This window comes from Burkholderia sp. HI2500 (genome assembly GCF_002223055.1).
GTDB lineage: Bacteria > Pseudomonadota > Gammaproteobacteria > Burkholderiales > Burkholderiaceae > Burkholderia.
Genome location: NZ_NKFL01000006.1, coordinates 310,071 through 334,877 on the forward strand (window position 1 = coordinate 310,071; position 24,807 = coordinate 334,877).

The window sequence follows — 24,807 nt, forward strand, 5'->3', positions numbered from 1 at the left end:
GGCATACCGCCCGTTGTAACGGTTTGCCATCATTGGCCCGAACATGTCCGAGCGGTCGTGTGCAGGCGACGAGCCTTGATGTTCGCGGAATACAGAACGCTCATCGACCGAATTCGTCGTCGCCAACGGGTGGCCGCTCGATTCATTGGAAATCAAAAGCCGGATTGCCCGAATAAGATCGTGCCGCTTTCATGAACGCTGCATCGCCGGACGCGCATGCAGCGACGGACGGAACGAGTATGGCCATCGAACCCAAGGATCTGCTGCCGCACTTCGAACGCGAGATGACGCTGCTGCGCCGGTCGGTGCAGGTGTTTGCTCAACGTTTTCCGAAGATAGCCGCTCGGCTGGCGATCACCGGCGAGCATTCGGACGATCCGCACGTCGAACGCCTGTTGCAGTCGTTCGCGCTGATGGCGGCGTGTCACGACATGCGTCTCGAAGATGACGTGCCTGCGTTTACGCACGGCTTTCTCGACACGCTGCACGGCGCTTTCCTGCGCCCGTTTCCATCGTGCGCCATTGCGCAATTTCATGGCGACCGCAGCAGCGAACTCACTGCGCCACGCGTCGTGCCGCGCGGCGATCGGCTGATCGCGCCCGTCGGCAAGGAAGTATTCCGCGTCGCGGACGACATCGCGATCGTGCCGCTGACGGTGTCGTCGGTGCGTTACACGACATCGTCGATCGCGCCGCGCGACGTCGCGTTGCCGCCTGAAACGACCGGTCTGCTGACCTTCACGTTCGAGCTGACTACGCCGAAGGCGACGTTCGCCATCGTGCCGGACACCGTGCGCCTGCACTTCACCGGTGCGCGAGAAATCGTCGCGGCGCTCACCGATGCCGTGTTGCTCCTTGCCGGCCGAAGCTTCGCCGAAGCAGGCGATTCAACGCGCTGGAAGCGCCTGCCGGACGCGGCATTCACGGCCGTCGGCTTCGAGCCCGCCGATGCGCTGCTCGACGTGCAGCCGGACGACGCGCTCTGGCCGTTCCACTTGCTGATGGCGTATTGCGCGGTGCCGGAGCGCTTCGACTTTGTCGACCTGGACATGCGGGCGATCAAGCGAATCGCCGGTGGCAGCCATCGCGTCGCGCTCCACCTCGCGATCGCGGGCGTGCATCCCGATTCGCACCGCGCACAGCGCCTGGCTGCCGCCACGGCCGGCCACGTCCGGTTGTTTTGCACGCCGGTCGTCAACCTGTTTCCCGACGACGCGCAGCCGATCGAGACGCGTGCCGGTTGCGCCCATTACGCGGTGACGGCGCTCGCGCAGGCGGGCGCGCCGCGCACGGCGATCTGGTCGATCGATACCGTGCGTCAAGTTTCCGACTCGGGCACGTCGACGCTTGCGCCGTTCCGGTCGCTGCGGCATGGCACGGACAGGCGTGCCGGGTTGTTCTGGACGATGTTGCGCGACGAGGCAAGGCGGGCACCGAGGGAGCCTGTCGATCCCCGGACCAAGAAGACGGAGGTGGCCCCGCCGCCGGCTCCGGCCGACGTTGCGGGGTCGCTCCGCGGTGTCGAACTGGAACTGGTCGACCAGGATGGGCGCCCCGCCGATCCCGGCCATCGCAAGCTGGAGATCCGGCTGTCGTGTACGCAGGGCGATCTGTCCGGGATGCAGGAGCGCGAACTGGCATTGCCCGCGGGCGATCCGGCGGGCACGGTCATGCTGCTGAACCGGCCGACGTCGAGCCGGCCGCCCGCTTTCCGCTACGGGGAGTTGTGGGACCTGCTGTCGCTCCTCGTGCCGCAGGCGATCCGGCTGGACAAGGGCGGCCTGACCCAGCTCAGGCGGCTGTGTGGACGCTGGGCGGAAGACGCCGTCGACACCGGCCGGCGCTTCGATGCGCTCGTGTCGTTGTCGACCGCGCGCGTGCGGTGCTGGCTGCCCGGCAAGCCGGCGTCGGCTTTCGTGCACGGGCTGGAAGTGCGGCTGGTCGTGGACGAGCAGCGGTTCGCCGCGTTCAGCCTGAGCGGCTTCGCGCAGGTGATGGACCGCTTTTTCGCGCCCTACGTGCCGGTCACCAGTTTCGTGCAGGTCGTGCTGTTTTCGGCCGCTACCGGCGCGCCGCTTCGGCGCGGCGCCCCGCGTCCGGGCACCCAGCCGCTGGTCTAGTTTTTCGATTTTCAGGGCCCGAACGAAAACGTTTGCGGGTATCTTTCAAGCGTTCGGGTTTTACCCTACATTATCGGGGCTGCGGGCCGGCGAGCCGGCTCATGGAACCTGAGATCACACGCAAGGAACAAGAATGAGTTTCGCTCCGAACGGGGGTATTCCCAGTGGATTGGGCGGTGGTGCGCTCGGCTCGTTGAGCGCGCTCGGGGGGCTCGCCGGCCCTGTGGCGTCGAGCGTGGCCGGCAGCGTCGGGCCGCTCGCCGGCCTGGCCGGGCACGTCGACACCGTCCAGCGCGCGATGCAACTCGCGCAGACCGGCTTCTCGCTGATGGACAAGACGCCCGGCGCGATTGCCGAAGCGATCAACAGCGCCGCCAACCCCGCGCGCCTGACCCAGCTCAATCGTTACGTCACGCTCGATACACCACTCGGCCCGGATGTGCTGCTGGTCAGCGCGGCCGTCGTCGACGAGCACGTGAACCGGTTGCCGGAGATCCACCTCGACCTGCTGTCGCATCGCCACGACCTGCGCCCCGAGGACCTGATCGGCCAGCAGGTCAAGATCCGCTTCGACCAGCAGGCGCGCCTGTCGACGCTCGAACGCGTCGTTGCATCGGGCGCCGCCGACAACGACCGTTACTTCGACGGCTACGTCGCGTCGTTCGACCGGGCCGGCAACCCCGGGAACGTCACGCAATACCACCTGACGGCTGTGCCGTGGTTCTGGTTCCTGACGCGCTCGACCGACTGCCGGATCTTCCAGAACAAGACCGCGCAGGACATCCTCACCGAGATCTTCCAGGAACACGGTTTCTCCGATTTCGTGTTCGACATCCGGACGAACCAGAAGCCGCTCGAGTACGTCGTGATGTACCAGGAGAGCTACTACAACTTCTGCGCGCGGCTGATGGAGCAGGAGGGGCTCGTGTGGACGCACCGCTACGAGAAGGACAAGCATTTTCTCGTGATCGGCGACACGAACCTGCTGTTCCGCCCGATCGACGGGCTCGCCTCCGTACCGTTCGCCGCGACCGAGGCCAGCGAGGACAGCGGCATCGACCAGTTGCATGAAGGCCGGCGCTTCGGCGTCGGCAAGGTCACGTTCCGCGACTTCAATCACCAGAATCCGTCGTCGCCGCTGATGCTGGTGGAGGCCGGGCCGCAAAACCTCAAGCATGCGCGGCTCGATGCGACCGAGCGCTTCGAGCACCAGTCGCTGTACGACCACGGCGACGACGGCCACCGCTATGCGCGTTTCGCGATGGAGGCCGAGGAGGCGCAAGCCCATCGCTATACCGGCGGCGGCTACGCGTGGCGCATGACGACGGCCGGCGCCGTGACCGTCGCGAATCACCCCGTCCTCGAGAACAACCAGGATTACGTGATTCTGCACGTGCGTCACGAGGCCGTGAACGACTATACGCAGCACAGCGCGAAGCTGCCGTACCGCAACAGCTTCTCGCTGCTGCCGAAGAAGGTTCCGTACCGTGCGCCGCGCGCGACGCCGAAGCCGGTGATTCACGGCACGCAGTCCGCGATCGTCGTCGGTCCGAAGGGCGAGGAAATCTATACGAACGGCAGCGCGGTGAAGGTGCATTTCCCGTGGGACCGGCGCGGCAAGAAGGACGGCTCCGATTCGATGTGGGTGCGCGTGTCGCAACCGTGGGCGGGCGACGGCTGGGGCGCGGCCGCGATTCCGCGGATCAAGCAGGAAGTGCTGGTGGCGTTCAATCAGGGCGATCCGGACAACCCGGTGATCGTCGGCCGCGTGTTCAACGGCGAGCAGGGCAATCCGTATCACGGCGCGGCCGGCCAGACGATGGGGATCAAGAGCCAGACGCACAAGGGGCAGGGGTCGAACGAAATCCGCATGACCGACACGAACGGCATGCAGGAATTCTTCATGCACGCGCAGAAGGACATGAACACCGTCGTCGAGAACAACGAGACGCACAAGGTGCTGGGGCCGATGCGTACCGTGCTGGTGGCAACGGGGAGCGAAGAGAAGCAGATCCCGCAGGGCAACCTGACCGAGACGATCGCCGAGAAACGCAGCACCACGGCGACCACCGTCGAGGTCACGACGCCGGCCAAGGATGGCGGCGGCGGTACGCAGGTCTACATGGCCGAGCGCGGCATCCTGCTGAAGGTGAAGGACAGCTCCATCTCGCTCGCGCCGGAAGGCATCCGCCTCGAGCACAAGGGCTCCGTGATCCTGATGACCGACGACGGCGTGATGGTCAACGGCAAGCGCATCGACCTCAACAAGTAACTCGAACGAAACCAGCCATGCACTACGCAATCCATGAAGGCACATTCGAGCTGCCCGACGCGGCGCTCGATCGCACCGTCAATATGCTGATTCTTCCCGTCGGCCCGGGCGGGCTGAGCCTCGTCGTGTCCCGCGGCCGGCTGCGCGAGCAGGAGTCGATCGATGCGTTCGTCGAGCGCGAATGGGCGCAGGCGTCGCGCACCGCGCAGAATCTGAACGTGCAGTCGAGACGCCCGGTGACGGTCGGGCGAGCGGAATGCCCCGGCGTGCAAACGGAATCGACGCATGAACAGGACGGCCGCACCTTTCACCAGATGCAGACGGCGTTTCGGCTCGATGCCGGCGGGCAGGTGATCGTGATGACGTTGACCAATGCAGCGCCGCTCAACGACGAACAACGTGCGCTCGCCGCGCGCATGCTGGAGAGCTTCCAGCCGCGCCCGGTTGCGCCCACGCTGGTTTCGGATGCCGGCCGCCCATGAGTCAGCCGGCCGCTCGTAAGGACGATCCCTTTACCCACACGACGCTCGCGGGCGACCTGCTCGGCATGGGCGGGTCGCTGCTGGGCGGCCTGGGGATCGGATGGGCGCTGACCACGATAGCGGAAGGTCTCGTGTTCGGTGCATTGGGTGCGCTCGAAATCGGCACCGGCGGCTTGGCGACGCCGATCGTGCTGGCGATCGGTGTCGGCGTGGCCGCTTACATGCAAGGCTCGGGTCTCAACGACAAGATCGATGAGGCCGCGAAGGGGCTTGGCAATGCCATTTCTCCGCCCGAGGAGAAGGGCACGATCCAGAACGGCTCGCCCGATGTGTTCGTCAACGGGAAGCCGGCCGCACGCGCGGCCGACGGCGCGGACATGGATCCGGTTCTGTGCAGCGATCACCCCGGCCCGCAATTCGTCGCGCAAGGGTCGGACGTGGTGTTCATCAACGATCTGCCGGCGGCGCGCGTTGACGACAAGACCACCTGTGACGGCACGATCTCGAAGGGCTCGCCGGATGTTTTCTTCGGCGGCGGCACGAAGACCGTGCGCGACATCAGTGCAGCGCGGCCGTGGGTCGCCGGACTCGGCGCGGCGATCGGTATCGCGCTTGCGCTCTGTGGTCGAGGCAAGGGAAGCTGGGGCGATTTCGTCAAGGGCAAGCTGCCGTGTCTCGCAATGAATTTCGCGGCCGGCCTATTCGGTACATGGCTCGGCAGCAAGATGCAGCCGTCGGCCGGCCATCCGGTCAACGTGATCACCGGCGGCAAGATTCTCGACGGCAGCGACGATACGGACTTCGTGTTGCCGGGCCCGCTGCCGATCGTCTGGCGGCGTTTTTACAGCAGCCACGACGATCGCGCCGATGGCCTGTTCGGGGCCGGCTGGAGCGTGCCGATCAGTGTCGAGTTGAGGTTGGCGCGAGAGAACGGCGTCGTCACGTCGATCACGTACTGGGACGAACAGGGGCGCGATATCGAGTTCCCGGCGGTGCCGCCGGGTGAGAGTCATTTCAGCGTGCCGGAAGGCATTTACCTGATTTGTACGGCTGGCGGTCACTATGTGGTCGAAACGGTCGATGGTGTGTATCGCGATTTCGGCCGCGCGGGCAGCGATGCCGACAGCGAGACGCTCAAGCTACGGCGGCTGGAGGATCGCAACGGCAACTGGATCGAGGTCGAGCAGGAATCGGCAGATGAGGTCGTGCGGCCGGTGCGGTTGTATGACAGCGCAGGTCGCGTGCTGACGCTGGGTTACGAGAAACCGCATCTTCGACGCATTGCCACGATCGAACTGACGCGTGGCGTGGACGGTGAACAACCCGACACGCTGGTGCGTTATGCGTACAACGACGCCGGCCAACTCGTGGCCGTGACCGATCGCAGCGGCCACACCGGGCGACGGTTCGCCTACGAGCATGGGTTGATGGTCCAGCACACGCTGCCTGGCGGCTTGAACTGCTTTTATGCGTGGCAGGGTGTCGGCCGCGACGCGCGTGTCGTGCGCCATTGGACCGACGACGGCGAGGCGTACACGTTCGACGCAGACCTCGCGCAGCGTTCGGTGACGATCACCGATCAGATCGGACGCGTGACGCAATGGACGTGGAACGAGGATCAGCAGCCGACGCGCTACACGGACGCCGAAGGGCATGTCTGGCAGCTCGAATGGAATGCGATGCGGCAGCTGGTGAGCACGACCGACCCGGCGGGCCATGTCACTCGCTTCGAGTACGACGAGCGCGGGCGGCAGACGCAGCGCATCGACGCGCTCGGCCAGGTCGAGCGGACAGAATGGAACGGACACTACGATTTGCCTGTTGCGGAAATCGATCCGACCAACGCCCGATGGATCTATCGTTACGACGCGCGCGGCAACCTGACGATGGCGCGCGATCCGGCGGGTTTCGCGACCGAGTATTACCGGGACGCGCGCGGGCTCGTGCATACGATTCGTGACGCGCGTGGTGGCTACAAGTTCCTCGAATGGAATGGCCGGGCGCAGTTGACCTCGTATACCGATTGTTCCGGCAAGGTCACACGGTTTGCGTATGACGCACGCGGTGCGCTCGCGCGGGTGACCGATGCGGCCGGGCAGGCCACCGTTTACGAAACGGATGCGATGGGGCGGGTTACGGGGATCGGGACGGCTGATGGCGCACGTCAGATGTTCCGTTACGACGCGGCCGGAAGGCTGATTGAGGTCATCGATCCGAACCAGCGCAGCACGCGCTATGAACTCAATCCGCGTGGATTGCTCTTGTCTCGCACGGATGCGGCGGGCCGGATCGTGCAGTTCGGCTATGACGACGCGTTCCGGTTGGCGAGCCTGACCAACGAGAACCATGAGACGTATCGCTTTCAGTATGATCATCGCGATCTCGTTTCCGCGCAGATCGGTCTCGATGGCCACAAGCGTACGTACGAGTACGACGTGTGCGGTCAAGGAACGATCGTACGCGATGGGCAGCTCGAGACGCGATACGAGCGCGATGCGATCGGGCAGCTGACGGCGAAACAAGCCGCGCACGAGCGTTGCGAATACCTGTATGACGAGGCCGGCCGGATCACATCGGCCGAGTTGTACACGCTTGCCGCTCGTGGGCCATCGTTGAAGAATCGGGTCAGCCTGAAGTACGACAAGCGTGGGGAAGTCGTCGAGGAATACACGCCGACTGGCTGGCTCGCGCACACGTACGACGAGCTTGGCAATCGTGTCAGCACGACGATTTCCGGCGAGCGCACGATCGACTGGCTGCATTATGGGTCCGGACACGTGCACCAGATTCGTTTCGACGGTGCCGCGGTTGCGGACATCGAACGGGACGATCTGCATCGTGAGGTGCTGCGGACGCAGGGCAAGCTGACGAGTCACTTCGGATATGACGCGGTGGGGCGCCGCGCGCGGCAAAGTGCGCAGCGCGGCGCGGCGGGCAGCGAGTTGCTTGCGAAGCAGTGGCAATACGATGCCGCTGGCGACGTGATCCAGAAGCGCGATCAGCGTTACGGCACGACGAGCTATCGGTATGACCCGACAGGGCGTATCGAACAGGCGGCGGGGCCGGGATTGCCGTCGGAAGTATTTCGCTGGGATGCGGCGGCCAACCTGGTGTCGAGCGATCATCCGGGCGGGTATGTCGAGCACAACCGGCTCAAGATGTTCGAGGACAAGCGGTTCGAGTACGACACGTATGGGCGGCTCGTTCGCAAGCGCAGTGGGCATGGCCCGGCTAAAGAGCTCACGCTTGAATACGACGATTGGAACCAGCTCAAGACAGTCGTGACGAAGGACCGGCTCGGGATCGCGACGACGCATTTCGAGTACGACGCGTTCGGTCGGCGGGTTCGGAAGCTCAATGGGAGTTATGCGAGTACGGATTTCCTGTGGGACGGCATGCGGTTGGTGCAGGAGACGTATCACGACCGTCAGGGCGAGGAAGCGCTGACGTACTTGTACGAGTCCAATAGTTATGTGCCGCTGGCGCGGATCGATCAGGGTAAGGCGGCGGCCAATGATGCGGATGTGCGGGATGCGGTTTATTACTTCCACAATGATGTTTCGGGGTTGCCGGAGGAATTGACTGACGCTGGTGGCGAGCTGGTTTGGCAGGCGCGCTACAAGGTGTGGGGCAATGCGGTGCAGGAGGAGTGGGTTGCGCGGGTGTCGCAGCGGCCGACAGCGGTGTGGGGAGAGGTTCAAGCGGCTGCGTCAGCGCCGGCGCACGCACCGCGACCGCAGAATCTGCGCTTCCAAGGGCAGTATCTGGACCGTGAAACGGGGCTGCACTACAACACGTTCCGGTTCTATGATCCCGATATCGGAAGGTTCATCAATCCGGATCCGATCGGGCTGATTGGCGGGATGAACTTGTACCAGTACGGATCGAATCCGATCGTATGGATTGACCCGTGGGGATGGGCGGCCGATAGGTTGCCGCGCACCAACGGTCGTTGGGACGGTGAACCTGGGAACAGCAACTGGTATTCCGACAATGCGAAAGTAAATGCCATTACAGGCAATGATCCGATTCCTTTCAAGGGGGGGCGTCCTGACTTCTCGACATGGTCAAAGGGTACGTTGACCTTCGAGAAAGACGTTCTTAACGGTACGCGGACTGATTTCCCAACGGTCTATGCTGAGCTTGGTCGTATCAAGGGAATTAGTGCGAACGCCGCCAAGAATCTCTTGAAAGAGAAGGGACTTACACCCCATCATTTGAGTGCGACGGAAATTCAGTTCATTCCATCTGACCTACATGGGAATGTCCCGCACACGGGATCTGCGGCAGATATGAGGAAGACGCGATGCTAGACAAACTTTCGCAACTCGGAGCAACTCCTGACAAATTGTCGTCGGAAAGGAAGATGCAGCTTTTAGCTTCCTTGGAGGCCGAGGTTGGCCTGCTTCCGGACGACTATAGAAACCTGTTGCTGCATTTCGGCGGGGATATCGAGTTCAATTCGCTCATCAAGTTTCGTTCTGATGAACCGTCACCGTGGGCAGCACAGGACGGTACCGATTCTTTAGAGCTTCTCTACGGACTGTCGAGCAAATACGGATCGACAATACTCGAGAGGTTCGAGACATATAAGGGCCGTATTCCGGCTGATTGGATTCCAATCGGAGAAGCACCTGGTGGAAATCAAGTCTGCCTCAGAATTCATCCAGCAGGTGCTCGATCGGTTGAGTTCTGGGATCATGAGAGCGAGGTCGGTCCGGGCTTGCGGCCACGCGGTACGGGCTTGACGAAAATCACCGACACGTTGCAGGAGTTTGTTAGCCGACTCACGCCGGAAGATCCGCCGGAGAATGCGCCTCGTGCTGTAAAGGTGGATCTTCAGTTTTGATATGTACGCGGGGCTATTCCCCACGTCCAACTCTGCCCAAGCCTCCGACACACGCACCGGCGTGACCCTGTGGGTTACGACCGGCGCGCTGCAACCGCACGACGGGCAAGATCCGGAATTATTGCAGGATGGAATAGGTGCTCCGTTAGCGGGGACCGGATCCTGCACGTGCGTCACGAGGCCGTGAACGACTATACGCAGCACAGCGCGAAGCTGCCGTACCGCAACAGCTTCTCGCTGCTGCCGAAGAAGATTCCGTACCGTGCGCCGCGCGCGACGCCGAAGCCAGTGATTCACGGCAAGCAAAATGCGTTCGATAACGGAGTGGTCTCCCCCAATGGAAAATGGGAAGGTATTTCCGGAAATGGTGTAAAGATTTACAGTTTGGTCGAATGATGGTGGGGATATTAATTCTGAATTGTTGGGGTGGGTTGATGGGCGCGGAGTTGAGGGGGATATTTGAGAAAAGATTGCAAGAGATTTTAAAGGAAAATATAAGCGAGCGAGGTGTCAAGATATCAAGGGGCGAGATCGTTGTTGAGCGAGAGGGTATGGGTAATGGGCGCATCGGATTCAGATTTCTGAGAAATGCAAACGGATATATTCTTTCTGCTGCCGCTGATTCTCCTAGTCTTCAGGATTTTTATGCGAGCAGAAATCCTCCATACAGACCGAAGATACCAACTGGTCTGGTTATGGCGATGAATACGTCTATGGAAACGGTAAAATCATTTTCCCCGAATGTCGGTGGGGCAATTGATCTGCCGCGGGATGAGGTGGAGGTTGAGTCGGCATGTCGATGGATATGTGAAAAGGTAGCGAGTATTTATTTGCCGAGGGTAATAAATGTGGTGGAGGTCAATTCTGGGTTGGTTCGAGATGTAATGGAAAATCCAAATTACTATTCATACCCGTTTCTGACCATTGTTTTCGCTGCAAAGAGAAATGGTATCGGCCGGAATGAGCTTGATACTGATTTTTTGCTGGGTAAAAAAGTGTCGGGGAATAAGTCGTTCGATGGTGAAATTTTGAAGGAGTATTTGTAGGATATGACGCGGTGGGTCGTCGTGCGCGGCAAACTGCGCAGCGCGGTACGGCGGGCGGTGAGTTGCTTGCGAAGCAGTGGCAATACGATGCCGCTGGCGACGTGATCCAGAAGCGCGATCAGCGTTACGGCACGACGAGCTATCGGTATGACCCGACGGGGCGCATCGAACAGGCGGCGGGGCCGGGATTGCCGTCGGAAGTATTTCGCTGGGATGCGGCGGTCAACCTGGTGTCGAGCGATCATCCGGGCGGGTATGTCGAGCACAACCGGCTCAAGATGTTCGAGGACAAGCGGTTCGAGTACGACACGTATGGGCGGCTCGTTCGCAAGCGCAGTGGGCATGGCCCGGCTAAAGAGCTCACGCTTGAATACGACGATTGGAACCAGCTCAAGACAGTCGTGACGAAGGACCGGCTCGGGATCGCGACGACGCATTTCGAGTACGACGCGTTTGGCCGGCGGATCCGGAAGCTCAATGGCAGTTATGCGAGTACGGATTTCCTGTGGGACGGCATGCGGTTGGTGCAGGAGACGTATCACGACCGTCAGGGCGAGGAAGCGCTGACGTACTTGTACGAGTCCAATAGTTATGTGCCGCTTGCCCGGATCGATCAGGGGAAGGCGGCGGCTAATGATGCAGATGCGCGGGATGCGGTTTATTACTTCCACAACGATGTATCGGGGTTGCCGGAGGAATTGACCGACGCGGGTGGCGAGCTGGTTTGGCAGGCGCGCTATAAGGTGTGGGGCAATGCGGTGCAGGAGGAGTGGATTGCGCGGATGCCGCAGCGGCCGACAGCGGTGTGGGGCCAGACGCAAGAAGCTGCGCTGCCGTCGGCCCAAGTACCAAGACCACAGAATCTGCGCTTCCAAGGGCAGTATCTGGACCGCGAGACCGGACTGCACTACAACACGTTCCGGTTCTATGATTCGGATATTGGTCGATTTATTACACAAGACCCTATTGGTCTGAATGGTGGCGTAAACCTATATCAGTACGCACCTAACTCACTGACATGGATTGATCCTCTTGGGTTAATGGTTTTGTATCGGTCCATGAGTCTTGATGAGTATAGTGGGCTTATGGAATCCGGTAAATGGACTATTAATGGCAATATGGAAGGGAAGTGGTTTGCTGAGTCTTACCAGGATGCGGTCAGGTGGGGTAATACGATGGGACATGGCGAGGGGGCTTTTAGTGTGGTGCAAGTAGACGTGCCTGATGATATAGCAGGAAAAATGCACAAGGATCCACACCTCGATGGAATTGGGCCTGCACGATATGCTGAGATAGAAGATCTTAATAATCCGAGATCAAGGGTCACTTGGAGTAAAGAGGTTAATTATTCTGGCTGTAGGTAAGGGTTGGAGGTGTCAAGTGCATTCCGTTAGAGTGGTTTGGATTTCTGAGGCGAAGGGGGGGAGGAAAAAGCCTCCCGCGGCAGGAAAATATTATTCTGTGTCTCGATTTTCTGAGGATGTTAATTGGCAAAATAATGCGTGGAGTGTTGTTTTTGATTTGGGTGATCCTTTTGAGTCAAATGAAGGAATGGTGAGTCTTGGTGAGGTTGATTTTCTCGTGGATAATGCCCCGAAGGAGCGAATGATAAATCATAAAACATTTGATATTTATGAGGGTCCCAAGAAGGTCGCGGAGGTAACTATACTTGATTAATGTAAATTAAGAAGAATGCATCGTGCGGGCACAGCGGAAAATGGCGCTGTGCTGGGGGGCATATGTCACCACGTCCACAGTGCCCGTGCGTCGTGGCCATAGATCCGGTGGCTGGTTCGCAAGCTCAGTGGGCATGGCCCGGCTAAAGAGCTCACGCTTGAATACGACGATTGGAACCGGCTCAAGACAGTCGTGACGAAGGACCGGCTCGGGATCGCGACGACGCATTTCGAGTACGACGCGTTTGGCCGGCGGATCCGGAAGCTCAATGGCAGTTATGCGAGTACGGATTTCCTGTGGGACGGCATGCGGTTGGTGCAGGAGACGTATCACGACCGTCAGGGCGAGGAAGCGCTGACGTACTTGTACGAGTCCAATAGTTATGTGCCGCTTGCCCGGATCGATCAAGGGAAGGCGGCGGCCAATGATGCGGATGTGCGGGATGCGGTTTATTACTTCCACAACGATGTTTCGGGATTGCCGGAGGAACTGACCGACGCGGGTGGCGAGCTGGTTTGGCAGGCTCGCTACAAGGTTTGGGGTAACGCGGTAACGGAGGAATGGGTCGCGCGGATGCCGCAGCGATCGATGCCGACTTGGAGGGGTGTACAGGGGACGTCGTCGGTAGCGGTTTCCGTGCCGCGGCCGCAGAATCTGCGTTTCCAAGGACAATATCTGGATCGAGAGACGGGGCTGCACTACAACCTTTTTCGATACTACGATCCTGATACTGGACGCTATATCAGCCCGGATCCGATCAAGTTGGTCGGTGGAACTAACCTATATCAATACGCTAATAGTAATCCGATAAACTGGGTTGATCCGCTTGGGTTGTTCGGATGTGATCCCAAGGCACGTAAGCACATTCTTTATGGTGATAGCCCTACCAGCGGTGGGCATATGTGGCCCGGTAATCCGGGGAAAACCGTATTTCCGGAATCTTGGAATGCGACAAAGATAATTTCGGAGGTCGATGGTATTGTTAATTCCCCGAGCACTAAATGGTATGCCCAGACAGGAACTGGGGGGCTCTAACTAAGGCAGGGGAGCGGGCCACATGGGTGTCTTGGGAAGTTCGAGATGGCGTGCAAATTCGCACAGTTTATCAGCCGGCTATCGGTAGGATAGTGACGGCGTTCCCTGATAGTGGACCTATTCCGATTTTGCCGGAGGCGAAGTAAATGAAGGATTTGGAGAGATTGAGGGTGCTTGGAGGAAGATTTAAGAATCGTCTTCCGGATCAGGTTATAAGTTTTTCTTTGGGGTACATCGATTTTAATGAGGCTCCTTTGGCGCTTGATGCTTTGTGCAATTATATTTGTGAGCATGATGTTGAGGTGTCGAGAGAAGAGTATGGTGAGATAGTTTCTCTGAATGAGATTTTTGGTTCTCCTCTTGGAAAGAAAATAATCTCATATTTGAAAAATCTATGTTCAGGCATTCAAAGAAGCGAATATTTCAAAGGCTGATGCCACCGGATATACGTGGCACCATCTGAACGACTTCAATCCTGAGACGGGGCGCACGACGATGCAACTGGTTGAAACGCAAGCACATATCGACACTTTCCCGCATGCGGGTTCGGCGGATCAATTTGCAAAGCATTTTGGCGTTGCATACGATTCCGCCGAGGCCGTACGGGTCGCCCAAGAGCAGGGATGGTTGAAGGGGCGTAGTCCCAAACGAGGATGCTAACGGAGGAAGTATGAAGCAAAATGAGTTCTCGAAGTCTGGACCCGCAATTGACCGATCGGGCATAGAGAAGCTCGAGAGCGATTTAGGCGTCCAGCTACCGGAAGCGATGAAGGGGCACTACCTGAAGTTCAATGGTGGCATGCCAGTTCTCGACGGGTTTCCAATGGAGGATGATTGGGAGCCGATATGGATCCATGAATTCCTTCCTATCGGAACGCAGGACGCTAGCAAGCCTAACGTTCAAAGCATTTATGCGCGAGTCGCGGGTCAGGGAGGATACCCTCGAACCTTTGTTCCATTTGCCACTGATCCTGGCGGTAATCTTTTCTGTATCGACACTGATAGCGGTGCCGTACATTATTGGTTGACCGACACCTACGACGAAATGTTGACGGACTTGGAGAATCGCCAGAAAGCTGATCGGCGTCTGACTGATTCATTTGACCAATTCATCAGCTCGCTCGTTTCTGAAGACGAGGCATTCGGCTAGCGTTCGGTCCTGCGAAGCGATGGCAATCCACGGCTGGGCGAACATTTGTAAGAAAGTTGAAACTGATCAAGCTCGCCAAGTCGCTGACCGGCCGCACCTTTCACCAGATGCCATTAGGAAGTGAGTATGTTCGATATCGAGTCACATAAAAAATATCTCGAATCAGTTCTTGCTGCTGGAAAGCTCGATAACCTTGCTCGTTTTGGTGTTTGGTGCTGTATTGGACTTACGCACGATGATTCAATATTCGAATTCCTTGCTACGCATGCAGGAAGTGCAGGCGCACAGATCAGACAGAGAGTCGGCGACTACCTGGATCAAGTGTGGAATGGAAACGAAAACTCCAATCCGCTAAGTGATCTGGAGCAGGTGGACTGGGATCCTGATGCAGTCGAAATGGAAGACGACGCTGCGGCCCAGGGGGCGACTGATTTGCTGGCGGGGCTATCCTTTTTGGCTCAATGGTGTACTGGGCACAATGTTGAACGATTGGTTGCATGCGCCGAGGTTCTGATAAATCGGATTGACTACTTGGAAAGTTTCGAGTTGATTGGTGGGCATGCGATGAATCCGGTTGAAAATGAAATGAACGCACAGAAGAACTTTGCCAGGGATCTTGTTGCAGGAATCTTGTCCGATCAGGACAAGAGGAAATATCACGAGTGGCTATTCAATCTCGGAACACCTTGAACAACAAACCTGTGCTGCGAGCGTTGTAAATAGCGGCGGTGTGCTGCGGGAGTATCGCCGGGACTCTATGCAAGTCCTGCAGGGGATGTGATGCACCCGCTGCCATAGGCACCCGCACCGCGGGGGCAATGTGAGGACAAGGAGACGGGTCACATCTTGGAACCTCCTTGGTTGAAGAGAAGAGGTCACGTGATGTTTTGAAGCGCGTAAATAAAGTGGATCGGTTGCTTATGAGGAAAGAATATTTCTGTTCCAGAACAGAGTTTCCATGTGGCCTCGGAGAGATTTTCACGGAATTTGTTGATGGTGTCGCGACGCGCCAGATTAGTCGACCTGACAATGGATCTGTCTACGCGTCGTCATCCCGGCACGATTGGAATCCTGATATTGGTTTTTTGCTATTTGACGGGATGAAGGACGAGCTTGAAATCTCACCACATGACGAAATCAACGAGGAGGATTTCGAGCGCGCCTGGAATGCTGCCGTGGGAAACGTTTCTTAACGACATAGGAAATGTGGGATACCCGTGAAAATCACCCCCCCCCTCAGGTCGCGCAAGTCTTATTCGTGTCCGAAGATCGGTGGAATGTGGCTAATCGATGATGCATGTTTTGTGTCGGGCGCGATGTGCAGATCCTGATTGGATGGGCAGGCTGATCATCACGCAACTGTAAGGGCCAACGTCGCACGATACGGTCGCGCTGTGCGAAGTCGCGCATCGTGCCGAGTAGGGCAGCCACAGCCGGCCTCCCCCAAACACCTCACCAACCGATATTGCAAGACGACCGCGACGTCCCCGCACCGCCCGTCGCCGTGCACTTCGTCCCCGCGCCGTTGTCATAAAACGTCCGCGTTTCCGGCTGCGGCACCGAAGGATCGAACGGATTCGGCGCCCCATGCGGACCGCGCGGCGCATCGTACGGCCGCTGCGGCGCATACGAACCGCCACTACCAGCAGGCCGCGATCCGTTAGCGCGCAGGTATTCATTCCAGTTCTCCGCGCGCTGTTCATATCCAGGCACCGCGCGACCAAAACTATCCTTCCCACCCGCACCAATCGCCACGCGGTTCGAGGGCAATACCAAATCGGGCTCGTGCTCAACCGACGGCGTCGGCACCACAAGCGCATCGCTCGTCACCCGCAACGGCCGCGTATCAGGCGTATCGAACGGACCGCGCTCCGCCGGTGCTGCGTACTCCAGGCGACTGTGGCCCATCCGCGCCGCATGCCCGTCATCTCGAGCCGCAGCCCGACGCTCTGACCGAAACACATTGGCACCCACCGACCGATCGGTCAGCGAATCGCGTCCGGAAGCATCGGCGGTAGAAACAGAAAGCGCACACGCGATCGCGGTGGCGGAAGAGAGGCAGAAAGGGTGATTCATCAGCGTTCCGAAGCAGGTGATATGCGATGAGAAAAAAACGGCAGATCACTGGCTGGCGGCTGGGCGACGGACGGGCGTCGAAGCGGCCCTGAAGCGACTGCGAGGCGCTGCGTACGCGACTCACAGGAAGGCTGGCTGGATTGCAGAAGCGAATTCGTATTATTTCATAAAAATAACAACTAGCTTCCAAGTGTTTAGTTTTGTTTGTAAACAGTAGGATTGACCGCTTCGACCGACCGCCCCGAGTTGGTGCCCACCAAAGCAATCATCAGTTGATTGATTTTCGGCGATCAGACCCTTAGCAGCCCGAAAACGCGCCGCACGAAATCCAAGATCGCCGAAAGCCAAGCGCAGCAAGGCAACCACCCGATCCGACTCATCCAATAGCAACCCAATTGCACCCCTGGCAAACGTTCTTGCCCCTCACGCGGTTGCGCCCCCATCGCCACCCCCACCGCCAAAACCCTCCGTGTTTTCCCTCGGTCGACCGGCATTTTTGACAGACGATTTAAAAACGCCCATATAATTTCGACTGCCTTGCCAATGGCTGTCGGACCATCCCTCCGAACAAGCGATTTGGCAAGCGGGGCAGGCGAAACGCTTGCGCAATGCAAGACGCATCACGATGTCTTTCCGAACCAGACGTCCCCTTTCGGGGACTGCAAGAGCCGGGCCCCGCTACGCAACATTCCGCCGGAGTTCCGTCTTCTATGTGTCTCGGGCGTGTCCCATGTCCTCGCCCCGGGTGCTGTTCGATTGCGCAAGTCATGCCGCCTTTGCCCGTATGACTAAACAACATCGAGGAGCTCCCAGATGACGTTGTCCCGTCTTACGTCCATTTCCGCCGCCGTGCTGTTCGCCGCCGGCGCCGCCGCCGCGCAAGCGGAAACCGTGAAGATCGCCATCGCTGGTCCGATGAGCGGTTCGGTCGCCCAATACGGCGACATGGTGAAGGCCGGCGCGCTGACCGCGATCGAGCAGGTCAACGCTGCAGGCGGTGCGGGCGGCAACAAGCTTGAAGTCGTGATGATGGACGATGCATGCGAACCGAAGCAGGCCGTCGCCGTCGCCAACAAGATCGTCAGCCAGAAGATCAAGTACGTGATCGGCCACGTGTGCTCGGGTTCGACGATCCCGGCCTCCGACATCTACGAGAACGAAGGCATCGTGATGGTCACGCCGTCGGCCACCGCGCCGCAACTGACGGAAGGCAAGAAGCGCCACTTCATCTTCCGCACGATCGGCCGTGACGACCAGCAAGGCCCGGCCGCCGCGCACTACATCATCAACAACGTGAAGCCGAAGAAGGTCGCGGTCCTGCACGACAAGCAGTCGTACGGCCAGGGCATCGCATCGTCGGTGAAGAAGGACCTCGAAGCCGCGAAGATTCCGGTCGTGCTGTTCGAAGGCATCAACGCCGGCGATTCGGACTACTCGGCGATCATCACGAAGCTGAAGTCGCAAGGCGTCGACTTCGTCTACTTCGGCGGCTACCACCCTGAAATGGGCCTGCTGATGCGCCAGGCGCGCGAGCAGGGCGTGAAGGCCACCTTCATGGGGCCTGAAGGCGTGGGCAACAAGGACGTGACGGCGATCGCCGGCCCGGCCTCGGAAGGCATGCTCGTCACGCTGCCGGCCGACTTCTCGGCCGATCCGGCCAACGCGGCGCTCGTGAAGGCGTTCGCGGACAAGAAGCGCGACCCGAACGGCCCGTTCCAGATGCCGTCGTACGCCGCGGTGAAGATCATCGCCGACTCGATCGCCGGAGCGAAGACGACCGATCCGACCAAGGTCGCCGCGTACATGCACAAGACGACGTTCGACACGCCGATCGGCAAGGTCGCGTATGACGCACAGGGCGACCTGAAGGCGTTCAAGTTCGTCGTGTACACGTGGCACAAGGACGCGACGAAGACCGCCGCCAAGTAAGACGGAGTACCCGCCCGCGCATTCCGCCCTGTCCGAGACCCGGACGGGGCGGGTGCGTATTGGCCGCGCATCTGCCCATTGCGCGGCCATGGGGCGGCCCGAGACGACACCGTGCGTTGCGCGCGGCCACGCCGTGATCCGGCGACGGCAGGCGACACGACGCCAACGGGAGCTTCCCGCACATGACTGACTTCTTTCCCCAATTCGCCCAGCAGCTGGTCAACGGCCTGACGCTGGGTGCGATCTATGCGCTGATCGCCATCGGCTATTCGATGGTCTACGGCATCATCGGCATGATCAACTTCGCCCACGGCGAGATCTACATGATCGGCGCGTACGTGGGCCTCGTGACCCTCACTGCCATCGGCATTTCCGCCGGCTATCCGCTGCCGCTGGTGCTCGGCGCCGCGCTGATCGTGTCGGTGATCGTCACCGGCCTGTACGGTTTCGCGGTCGAGCGCGTCGCGTATCGGCCGCTGCGCGGCGGCCCGCGCCTCGTGCCGCTGATCTCCGCGATCGGCATGTCGATCTTCCTGCAGAACTACGTGCAGATCGGCCAGGGCGCGCGCGACGTGTCCGTGCCCGTGCTGATCTCCGGCGCATTCGACATTCACCTCGGTGGCGACTTCGACGTGACCATCCCGTATTCGCGCCTGATGATCGTCTGCGTGACGCTCGTGCTGATGATCGCGCTCACGCTGTTCATCTCGCATTCGCGGATGGGCCGGGCGTGCCGCGCGTGCGCCGAGGACATGAAGATGGCGAACCTGCTCGGCATCGACACGAACCGCGTGATCTCGTTCACGTTCGTGCTCGGCGCGATGCTGGCGGCCGTCGGCGGCGTGCTGATCGGGCTGACGATCGGCAAGCTGAACCCGTATATCGGCTTCGTCGCGGGCATCAAGGCGTTCACCGCCGCGGTGCTCGGCGGGATCGGCAGCATCCCGGGCGCGATGCTCGGCGGCGTGCTGCTCGGCCTCGCGGAAACCTTCGCCGCAGGCTACATGCCGGCCGAGTACAAGGACGTCGTCGCGTTCGGCCTGCTCGTGCTGATCCTGCTCTTCCGCCCGACCGGCCTGCTCGGCAAGTCGGACATCGAAAAGGTTTGAGGGAGACGCAGATGAGTCAAGTCATTTCCGTTCGCCGCCCGGCCGCCGACGCTTCGATCGGCCAGGCGCTGAAAAATGCCGTGGCCGCCGCGTTCCTGACGGCGATCCTCACGATTCCGGTGCTCGGGCTGCAGCTGAAGCTCGAAGGCTACCAGGTGGTGCTCACGCCGCACTGGCGGCCGGTGTGGATCGCGGTCGCGGGCGTGTTCCTGTTCCAGCTGTTCAAGCCGTGGCTCGTGCGCGCGAAATCGTCGGTGAAGCTGCCGGCGCTGCCCGCGATGGGCGCGCAGCAGCAGCGCGTGATCGTCTGGGTGCTGCTCGCGGTCGGGCTCGTGTGGCCGTTCTTCGGCTCGCGCGGCGCGGTGGACGTCGCGACGCTCGCGCTGATCTACGTGATCCTCGGCCTCGGGCTGAACATCGTGGTCGGTTTCGCGGGGCTGCTGGATCTCGGCTATGTCGGGTTCTATGCGGTCGGCGGCTATACGTACGCGATGCTGAACCAGTACTTCGGGCTGTCGTTCTGGGAATGCCTGCCGCTCGCCGCGATCGCGGCCGCGACGTTCGGCTTCCTGCTCGGCTTCCCGGTGCTGCGGCTGCGCGGCGACTATCTCGCGATCGTCACGCTCGGCTTCGGCGAAATCATCCGCCTGCTCGCGAACAACCTGACGAGCCTGACGGGCGGCCCGGACGGCATCTCGGGCATTCCGAAACCGACGGTGTTCGGCTTCGAGATGGCGCGCAGCGCGAGCGTCGAAGGCGCGAAGACCTTCCATGAACTGATCGGGCTGGAATACAGCGGCGACCATGTGGTGATCTTCCTGTACCTGCTCGCGCTCGTGCTGGTCGGCTTCACGCTGTTCGTGACGAGCCGCCTGATCCGCATGCCGATGGGCCGTGCGTGGGAAGCGCTGCGCGACGACGAGATCGCATGCCGTTCGCTGGGACTGAACCCGACGCGCATCAAGCTGTCGGCGTTCACGCTCGGTGCGGCGTTCGCCGGTATCGGCGGCGCGTTCTTCGCGGCGCGCCAGGGCCTCGTGAATCCTGAATCGTTCACCTTCATCGAATCGGCGCTGATCCTCGCGATCGTCGTGCTCGGCGGGATGGGCTCGCAGCTCGGCGTGATTCTCGCGGCGATCCTGCTGACCGTGCTGCCGGAAGTCGCGCGCGGCTTCGCCGAGTACCGGATGCTGATCTTCGGTCTCGTGATGGTGTTGATGATGATGTGGCGTCCGCAGGGCCTGCTGCCCGCGAGCCGTCCCCACGTGGAGCTGCCGCAATGAGCGCGAATACGGAACTGTTGAAGGTCGCCGGGCTGCAGATGCGCTTCGGCGGGTTGCTCGCGGTGGACGGGATCGATTTCGACGTGCGTCGCGATGAGGTGTTCGCGATCATCGGGCCGAACGGCGCGGGCAAGACCACGGTGTTCAACTGCGTCGGCGGCTTCTACAAGCCGACCGGCGGCGACGTCGTGCTCGACGGCCACGCGATTGGCGGGCTGCCGAGCCACAAGATCGCGTTGAAGGGCCTCGTGCGGACGTTCCAGAACATCCGCCTGTTCAAGTCGCTGACCGTCGTCGAGAACCTGCTCGTCGCGCAGCATCGCAAGGTGAAGGCGGGGCTGCTGCCCGGCCTGTTCTCGACGCCCGCGTATCGCCGTGCCGAGAAGGAAGCGCTCGAACGCGCGGCCGTGTGGCTCGACCGGATGGGGCTGACGTCGGTCGCGAACCGGCCGGCGGGCACGCTGTCGTACGGGCACCAGCGGCGCCTGGAGATCGCGCGCTGCATGATCACCGAGCCGCGCCTCCTGATGCTCGACGAGCCGGCGGCCGGCCTCAACCCGCAGGAGAAGATCGAGCTGCAGCACCTGATCGACAAGCTGCGCCGCGAGTTCGGCGTATCGGTGCTGCTGATCGAGCACGACATGAGCCTCGTGATGGGCGTGTCCGACCGCATCCTCGTGATGGAGCACGGCCGGCCGATCGTGATCGGCACGCCGGAAGCGGTCCGCAACGACCCGCGCGTGATCAAGGCGTATCTGGGGGAAGAGTGATGCTGAAGCTGGAACAGGTTCATACGCACTACGGCGCGGTCGAGGCGCTCGCGGGCGTGTCGATCGAGGTGAACAAGGGCGAGATCGTTACGCTGATCGGCAGCAACGGCGCCGGCAAGACGACGCTGATGATGACCGTGTGCGGCACGCCGCGCGCGTCGTCGGGCCGCGTGCTGTTCGAGGGCAAGGACATCACCGCGATGTCGACGCACCAGATCATGCGGCAGGGGATGGCGATCTCGCCGGAAGGGCGGCGCGTGTTCCCGAGCCTGACGGTGCTCGAGAACCTGAAGATGGGCGGCTTCTTCGCGAGCCGCCACGAGATCGACGACGGCATCGAGCACGTGTTCAAGCTGTTTCCGCGCCTGAAGGAACGGGCGACGCAGCGGGCCGGCACGATGTCGGGCGGCGAACAGCAGATGCTGGCGATCGGCCGCGCGCTGATGAGCAAGCCGCGTCTGCTGCTGCTCGACGAACCGACGCTCGGTCTCGCACCGCTCGTGATCGCGCAGATCTTCGACATCATCCGCACGATCCGCGACGAAGGCGTCACGGTGTTCCTCGTCGAGCAGAACGCGAACAAGGCGCTGGGTGTGGCCGATCGCGGCTACGTGCTCGAAACGGGACGCGTGGTGCTCGCCGATACGGGCGCGAACCTGCTCGCGAACGATCGCATCAAGCAGGCGTATCTCGGCGGTTGATGCCGAAAGCCGCCGGCCTGCAACGGGCCGGCGGCGCGTCCTCTTTGCTTTCTCGTGCAAGGCCGGTTCCCGGCCTTGTCTTCATCCGATCCGGAACGTGCTTTTCAGAACGTCGCGCAGATGCAGCGCGGCGCGATTGCTGTCGTCCGTCAGGATGGTGATCAGGTGCGGCGGAAGATCGGGCAGCACGATCCCGGCGACGTGGCTCGTCAGGTTGCCGGACACGCGATCGTGTTCGATGAGGCCGACCGCGAGGCCATTTGCGATACACGCCTCGACCGCCGGCGAACTGGCGCTCTCGAGCAGCATCCGGTGCGGGATCTTAGCCTTCTTCAGCGCGTTCAGCGCGGTGTCGCGGTACGGGCAGCCCTGCAGTTGCACGGCGATCGGCAGCGGCGCGTCGGGATTGAACTTGAAGGTTCGCGCGGCGACCCACACCGGATGGGTCTTGCTGAGCAGCTCGCCGTGCGGCGTCGCTTTCGGCACCACGGCGATCGTGATGTCCAGCTGGCCGCGCGCGAACAGCGACTGCAGCTCTTCGCTGGAGCGTGCTTCGACCGTCAGTTCGAGCAGCGGCCGGTCGGCGGCGAAGCGCGGCAGGAATTCCGCCATGAAGTGCGCGGCGTACGAATCGGGGATGCCGAGCCGCAGCTTGCCGGTCAGCATCTGCGGCGACAGCGATTCGACGAGCCGGTCGTGGCTCAGCAGAAACTCGGTGGTGTCGCTCAGCAGCTTGTGGCCGTACTGCGTGAGCTCGACGGCCTGGTTGTTCCGCGTGAACAGGCGCTGCGCGACCATCTCCTCGAGCTTCTGGATCTGCGCGGTGACCGACGACGGGCTGCGATTCACATGAGCGGCCGCATTCTTGAAGCGGCCGAGCTTCGCGACGGCGTGGAAGGTTCGCAGCAGGTCGACGTCCAGGGTGCGCGGCATGATTTGGTTTTTCCGAATCAGTGATTCAGGTAATGTCGATTGACGGAATTATTGAGCATCCCATATTCTCGGTCAACAGGCAGGCAACGGCACGGAACAGCGGGGCATGTGGCACGCCGACGGCACCCGCTCCGTGCGGAACATCGTGCCGTCGGATCGATCCGGCTACGACGGCGGAAACCTTCCGTTGTACGAATCGACTGCGGAAACGCTCGACCGCCACGATCGCGAACGCCGGCATTCCGCGTATCATCGTCAAAGGGCTGACGTTGCAGCGCGCCCTCCGGGACGACGCCGATCTGCAGTATCACCGCCTCGGGCTCGAACCGATTCGCCCCGGGGATCTGGCAGACCCGCGCCTGTCCCCGGCAACTTTCTGAGAGCCGTCGCCCCATGCAGCTATTCCTGCTCCAGCTCGTTTTCGTGTTGTCGTGGAGTTCCGGCTTCATCGGCGCCAAGCTCGGCGCGGAGACGGCCGGCGCGTTCAACCTGCTGTTCTGGCGGTTCCTGCTCGTCACGCTGTGCCTCGCGATCGTCCTCAACCGGCAGCTCGCGCGCCTGACGTGGGAGAAGCTGCGCTATCACGCGGTGATCGGCTTCCTGTCGCAATTTCTTTACCTGGCCTGCGTGTATGTCGCGATTCAGCATGGCCTGCCGCCCGGCATTGCCGCGATCGTCGCCGCGATGCAGCCGCTCATCACGGCCGCGATGACGTCGCTCGAAGGCAGCGAGCGCAGCGGGGCGCGCCAGTGGGCGGGGCTCGTCGTCGGCTTCGTCGGCGTGGGCATCGTGATCGGCGGGCAGTATGCGCTGCCGGCCGGGTCGGTCGGGCTCGTGATGTACCTGCTGCCGCTGGTGTCCGCGCTGGGGCTGTCGATCGCGACGATCTATCAGCGGCGCCGCGCGCTGACGGCCGCGCGCAGCAACGAGGATGGGCTGTTTCTGCCGCTGTTCGTGCAGGGCTGCGTGAGCCTCGTGCTGTTCGCGGTGTGCGGGATCGTCACGGGCGACCTGCACGTGCCGACCCAGCCGAACGTGTGGGTGTCCGTCGTGTGGCTGACCGTGTTCTCGACCTTCATCGCGTACCTGTCGTTGTGGGCGCTGCTCAAGCGGATGCCCGCGACGCGCGTGGCGACCCTCGTCTATCTCGAACCGCCCGTGACGCTGATGTGGGCCGCGTGGATGTTCGGTGACCGGATCGAGGTGACGACCTATCTCGGCATCGTGGTCGTCGCGATCGGCGTGTGGCTGGCCGGCAAGCACGTGGAACGGCCCGCGCGGGCGCGGCGGGAGAACATGGGGGCGGCCGGCCGTTGATGCACTGGTTGCGCGCGCGGTTCCGGTGTAGCGTCGCGGTACTGTCATGCTCCGCGAA

General features: G+C 61.2%; 21 protein-coding genes and 2 pseudogenes. 21 read left to right on the forward strand and 2 right to left on the reverse strand.

The window, feature by feature from the left end:
• Window positions 1–239 precede the first annotated feature (239 nt).
• From tssF to CFB45_RS38485, 14 genes and pseudogenes are all read left to right on the forward strand, one after another.
• Window positions 240–2,120 carry a type VI secretion system baseplate subunit TssF gene (gene tssF / locus CFB45_RS19145; protein WP_089426896.1) on the forward strand — a complete coding sequence of 627 codons (1,881 nt, stop codon included), beginning with the start codon at window positions 240–242 and terminating at the stop codon, window positions 2,118–2,120.
• Between the two features lie 133 nt (window positions 2,121–2,253).
• Complete coding sequence (locus tag CFB45_RS19150) at window positions 2,254–4,392, forward strand: type VI secretion system Vgr family protein (RefSeq protein WP_089426897.1); 2,139 nt, start codon at window positions 2,254–2,256, stop codon at window positions 4,390–4,392.
• 17 nt (window positions 4,393–4,409) lie between these two features.
• Entirely contained in the window at window positions 4,410–4,874 is a 465-nt protein-coding gene (locus tag CFB45_RS19155; protein WP_059584433.1) for a DcrB-related protein, read from the forward strand.
• Window positions 4,871–9,187: an RHS repeat-associated core domain-containing protein gene (locus CFB45_RS19160; protein WP_256978274.1), complete on the forward strand. Its 4,317-nt coding sequence runs from the start codon at window positions 4,871–4,873 to the stop codon at window positions 9,185–9,187. The genes CFB45_RS19155 and CFB45_RS19160 overlap by 4 nt, the downstream gene beginning before the upstream one ends.
• The gene (locus CFB45_RS19165) at window positions 9,181–9,723 is read left to right on the forward strand and encodes an SMI1/KNR4 family protein (protein ID WP_089426898.1); all 543 of its coding nucleotides are present in this window, start codon (window positions 9,181–9,183) and stop codon (window positions 9,721–9,723) included. Before CFB45_RS19160 ends, CFB45_RS19165 begins: the two co-directional genes overlap by 7 nt.
• A gap of 159 nt (window positions 9,724–9,882) precedes the next feature.
• Window positions 9,883–10,104, forward strand: a pseudogene (locus tag CFB45_RS19170) (type VI secretion system Vgr family protein); the annotation flags it as partial.
• Between the two features lie 53 nt (window positions 10,105–10,157).
• On the forward strand, window positions 10,158–10,769 hold the full coding sequence (locus tag CFB45_RS39485; RefSeq protein ID WP_256978276.1) for a hypothetical protein: 612 nt from the start codon (window positions 10,158–10,160) through the stop codon (window positions 10,767–10,769).
• An 11-nt stretch (window positions 10,770–10,780) separates the two neighbouring features.
• Entirely contained in the window at window positions 10,781–12,133 is a 1,353-nt protein-coding gene (locus CFB45_RS19175; protein ID WP_256978277.1) for an RHS repeat domain-containing protein, read from the forward strand.
• A 505-nt stretch (window positions 12,134–12,638) separates the two neighbouring features.
• Window positions 12,639–13,481: an RHS repeat-associated core domain-containing protein gene (locus CFB45_RS39275; RefSeq protein ID WP_306427033.1), complete on the forward strand. Its 843-nt coding sequence runs from the start codon at window positions 12,639–12,641 to the stop codon at window positions 13,479–13,481.
• A gap of 146 nt (window positions 13,482–13,627) precedes the next feature.
• Window positions 13,628–13,915 (forward strand): MafI family immunity protein, encoded by a 288-nt coding sequence (locus CFB45_RS38475; protein ID WP_143329901.1) that lies wholly within the window; start codon window positions 13,628–13,630, stop codon window positions 13,913–13,915.
• A 25-nt stretch (window positions 13,916–13,940) separates the two neighbouring features.
• Window positions 13,941–14,141 (forward strand): hypothetical protein, encoded by a 201-nt coding sequence (locus CFB45_RS39815; RefSeq protein ID WP_373558426.1) that lies wholly within the window; start codon window positions 13,941–13,943, stop codon window positions 14,139–14,141.
• Between the two features lie 10 nt (window positions 14,142–14,151).
• A complete protein-coding gene (locus tag CFB45_RS19195) occupies window positions 14,152–14,631 on the forward strand; it encodes an SMI1/KNR4 family protein (protein WP_089426902.1) in 480 nt (159 codons plus the stop codon).
• A gap of 126 nt (window positions 14,632–14,757) precedes the next feature.
• Window positions 14,758–15,321 (forward strand): hypothetical protein, encoded by a 564-nt coding sequence (locus CFB45_RS38480; protein WP_124578458.1) that lies wholly within the window; start codon window positions 14,758–14,760, stop codon window positions 15,319–15,321.
• 167 nt (window positions 15,322–15,488) lie between these two features.
• Window positions 15,489–15,824 (forward strand): hypothetical protein, encoded by a 336-nt coding sequence (locus tag CFB45_RS38485; RefSeq protein ID WP_144025208.1) that lies wholly within the window; start codon window positions 15,489–15,491, stop codon window positions 15,822–15,824.
• Window positions 15,825–16,083: 259 nt separating this feature from the next.
• On the opposite strand, the gene CFB45_RS19200 is transcribed toward CFB45_RS38485, so the two are convergent.
• Window positions 16,084–16,707: a hypothetical protein gene (locus CFB45_RS19200; RefSeq protein WP_089426903.1), complete on the reverse strand. Its 624-nt coding sequence runs from the start codon at window positions 16,705–16,707 to the stop codon at window positions 16,084–16,086.
• 813 nt (window positions 16,708–17,520) lie between these two features.
• Between CFB45_RS19200 and CFB45_RS19205 the strand changes: the two genes are divergently transcribed.
• From CFB45_RS19205 to CFB45_RS19225, 5 genes are all read left to right on the forward strand, one after another.
• The gene (locus CFB45_RS19205) at window positions 17,521–18,636 is read left to right on the forward strand and encodes a branched-chain amino acid ABC transporter substrate-binding protein (protein ID WP_089426904.1); all 1,116 of its coding nucleotides are present in this window, start codon (window positions 17,521–17,523) and stop codon (window positions 18,634–18,636) included.
• Window positions 18,637–18,818: 182 nt separating this feature from the next.
• Window positions 18,819–19,745, forward strand: coding sequence for a high-affinity branched-chain amino acid ABC transporter permease LivH (gene livH, locus CFB45_RS19210; RefSeq protein WP_041493199.1), 927 nt, complete (start codon window positions 18,819–18,821; stop codon window positions 19,743–19,745).
• An 11-nt stretch (window positions 19,746–19,756) separates the two neighbouring features.
• Window positions 19,757–21,028: a high-affinity branched-chain amino acid ABC transporter permease LivM gene (locus CFB45_RS19215; RefSeq protein WP_089426905.1), complete on the forward strand. Its 1,272-nt coding sequence runs from the start codon at window positions 19,757–19,759 to the stop codon at window positions 21,026–21,028.
• The gene (livG, locus tag CFB45_RS19220; RefSeq protein WP_069252315.1) at window positions 21,025–21,798 is read left to right on the forward strand and encodes a high-affinity branched-chain amino acid ABC transporter ATP-binding protein LivG; all 774 of its coding nucleotides are present in this window, start codon (window positions 21,025–21,027) and stop codon (window positions 21,796–21,798) included. The genes CFB45_RS19215 and livG overlap by 4 nt, the downstream gene beginning before the upstream one ends.
• Window positions 21,798–22,499 (forward strand): ABC transporter ATP-binding protein, encoded by a 702-nt coding sequence (locus CFB45_RS19225; RefSeq protein ID WP_039366289.1) that lies wholly within the window; start codon window positions 21,798–21,800, stop codon window positions 22,497–22,499. Before livG ends, CFB45_RS19225 begins: the two co-directional genes overlap by 1 nt.
• 81 nt (window positions 22,500–22,580) lie before the next feature.
• On the opposite strand, the gene CFB45_RS19230 is transcribed toward CFB45_RS19225, so the two are convergent.
• Window positions 22,581–23,432: a LysR substrate-binding domain-containing protein gene (locus CFB45_RS19230; RefSeq protein WP_089426906.1), complete on the reverse strand. Its 852-nt coding sequence runs from the start codon at window positions 23,430–23,432 to the stop codon at window positions 22,581–22,583.
• Between the two features lie 85 nt (window positions 23,433–23,517).
• Here CFB45_RS19230 and CFB45_RS39820 point away from each other — a divergent pair.
• Window positions 23,518–23,812 (forward strand): annotated as a pseudogene (locus tag CFB45_RS39820) (2OG-Fe(II) oxygenase); the annotation flags it as partial.
• 13 nt (window positions 23,813–23,825) lie between these two features.
• Window positions 23,826–24,749, forward strand: a complete 924-nt coding sequence (locus CFB45_RS19240; protein ID WP_089426907.1) for a DMT family transporter — start codon at window positions 23,826–23,828, stop codon at window positions 24,747–24,749.
• Window positions 24,750–24,807 lie beyond the last annotated feature (58 nt).

Coding starts and splice junctions, on each gene's coding strand:
- CFB45_RS38475 (WP_143329901.1), top strand. CDS start 13,628: ATGAAGGATTTGGAGAGATTGAGGGTGCTTGGAGGAAGATTTAAGAAT.
- CFB45_RS19165 (WP_089426898.1), top strand. CDS start 9,181: ATGCTAGACAAACTTTCGCAACTCGGAGCAACTCCTGACAAATTGTCG.
- CFB45_RS19205 (WP_089426904.1), top strand. CDS start 17,521: ATGACGTTGTCCCGTCTTACGTCCATTTCCGCCGCCGTGCTGTTCGCC.
- CFB45_RS19230 (WP_089426906.1), bottom strand. CDS start 23,432: ATGCCGCGCACCCTGGACGTCGACCTGCTGCGAACCTTCCACGCCGTC.
- CFB45_RS19195 (WP_089426902.1), top strand. CDS start 14,152: ATGAAGCAAAATGAGTTCTCGAAGTCTGGACCCGCAATTGACCGATCG.
- tssF (WP_089426896.1), top strand. CDS start 240: ATGGCCATCGAACCCAAGGATCTGCTGCCGCACTTCGAACGCGAGATG.
- CFB45_RS19215 (WP_089426905.1), top strand. CDS start 19,757: ATGAGTCAAGTCATTTCCGTTCGCCGCCCGGCCGCCGACGCTTCGATC.
- CFB45_RS19160 (WP_256978274.1), top strand. CDS start 4,871: ATGAGTCAGCCGGCCGCTCGTAAGGACGATCCCTTTACCCACACGACG.
- CFB45_RS19225 (WP_039366289.1), top strand. CDS start 21,798: ATGCTGAAGCTGGAACAGGTTCATACGCACTACGGCGCGGTCGAGGCG.
- CFB45_RS19150 (WP_089426897.1), top strand. CDS start 2,254: ATGAGTTTCGCTCCGAACGGGGGTATTCCCAGTGGATTGGGCGGTGGT.
- livG (WP_069252315.1), top strand. CDS start 21,025: ATGAGCGCGAATACGGAACTGTTGAAGGTCGCCGGGCTGCAGATGCGC.
- CFB45_RS19200 (WP_089426903.1), bottom strand. CDS start 16,707: ATGAATCACCCTTTCTGCCTCTCTTCCGCCACCGCGATCGCGTGTGCG.
- CFB45_RS19240 (WP_089426907.1), top strand. CDS start 23,826: ATGCAGCTATTCCTGCTCCAGCTCGTTTTCGTGTTGTCGTGGAGTTCC.
- livH (WP_041493199.1), top strand. CDS start 18,819: ATGACTGACTTCTTTCCCCAATTCGCCCAGCAGCTGGTCAACGGCCTG.
- CFB45_RS39485 (WP_256978276.1), top strand. CDS start 10,158: ATGGGCGCGGAGTTGAGGGGGATATTTGAGAAAAGATTGCAAGAGATT.
- CFB45_RS38480 (WP_124578458.1), top strand. CDS start 14,758: ATGTTCGATATCGAGTCACATAAAAAATATCTCGAATCAGTTCTTGCT.
- CFB45_RS19155 (WP_059584433.1), top strand. CDS start 4,410: ATGCACTACGCAATCCATGAAGGCACATTCGAGCTGCCCGACGCGGCG.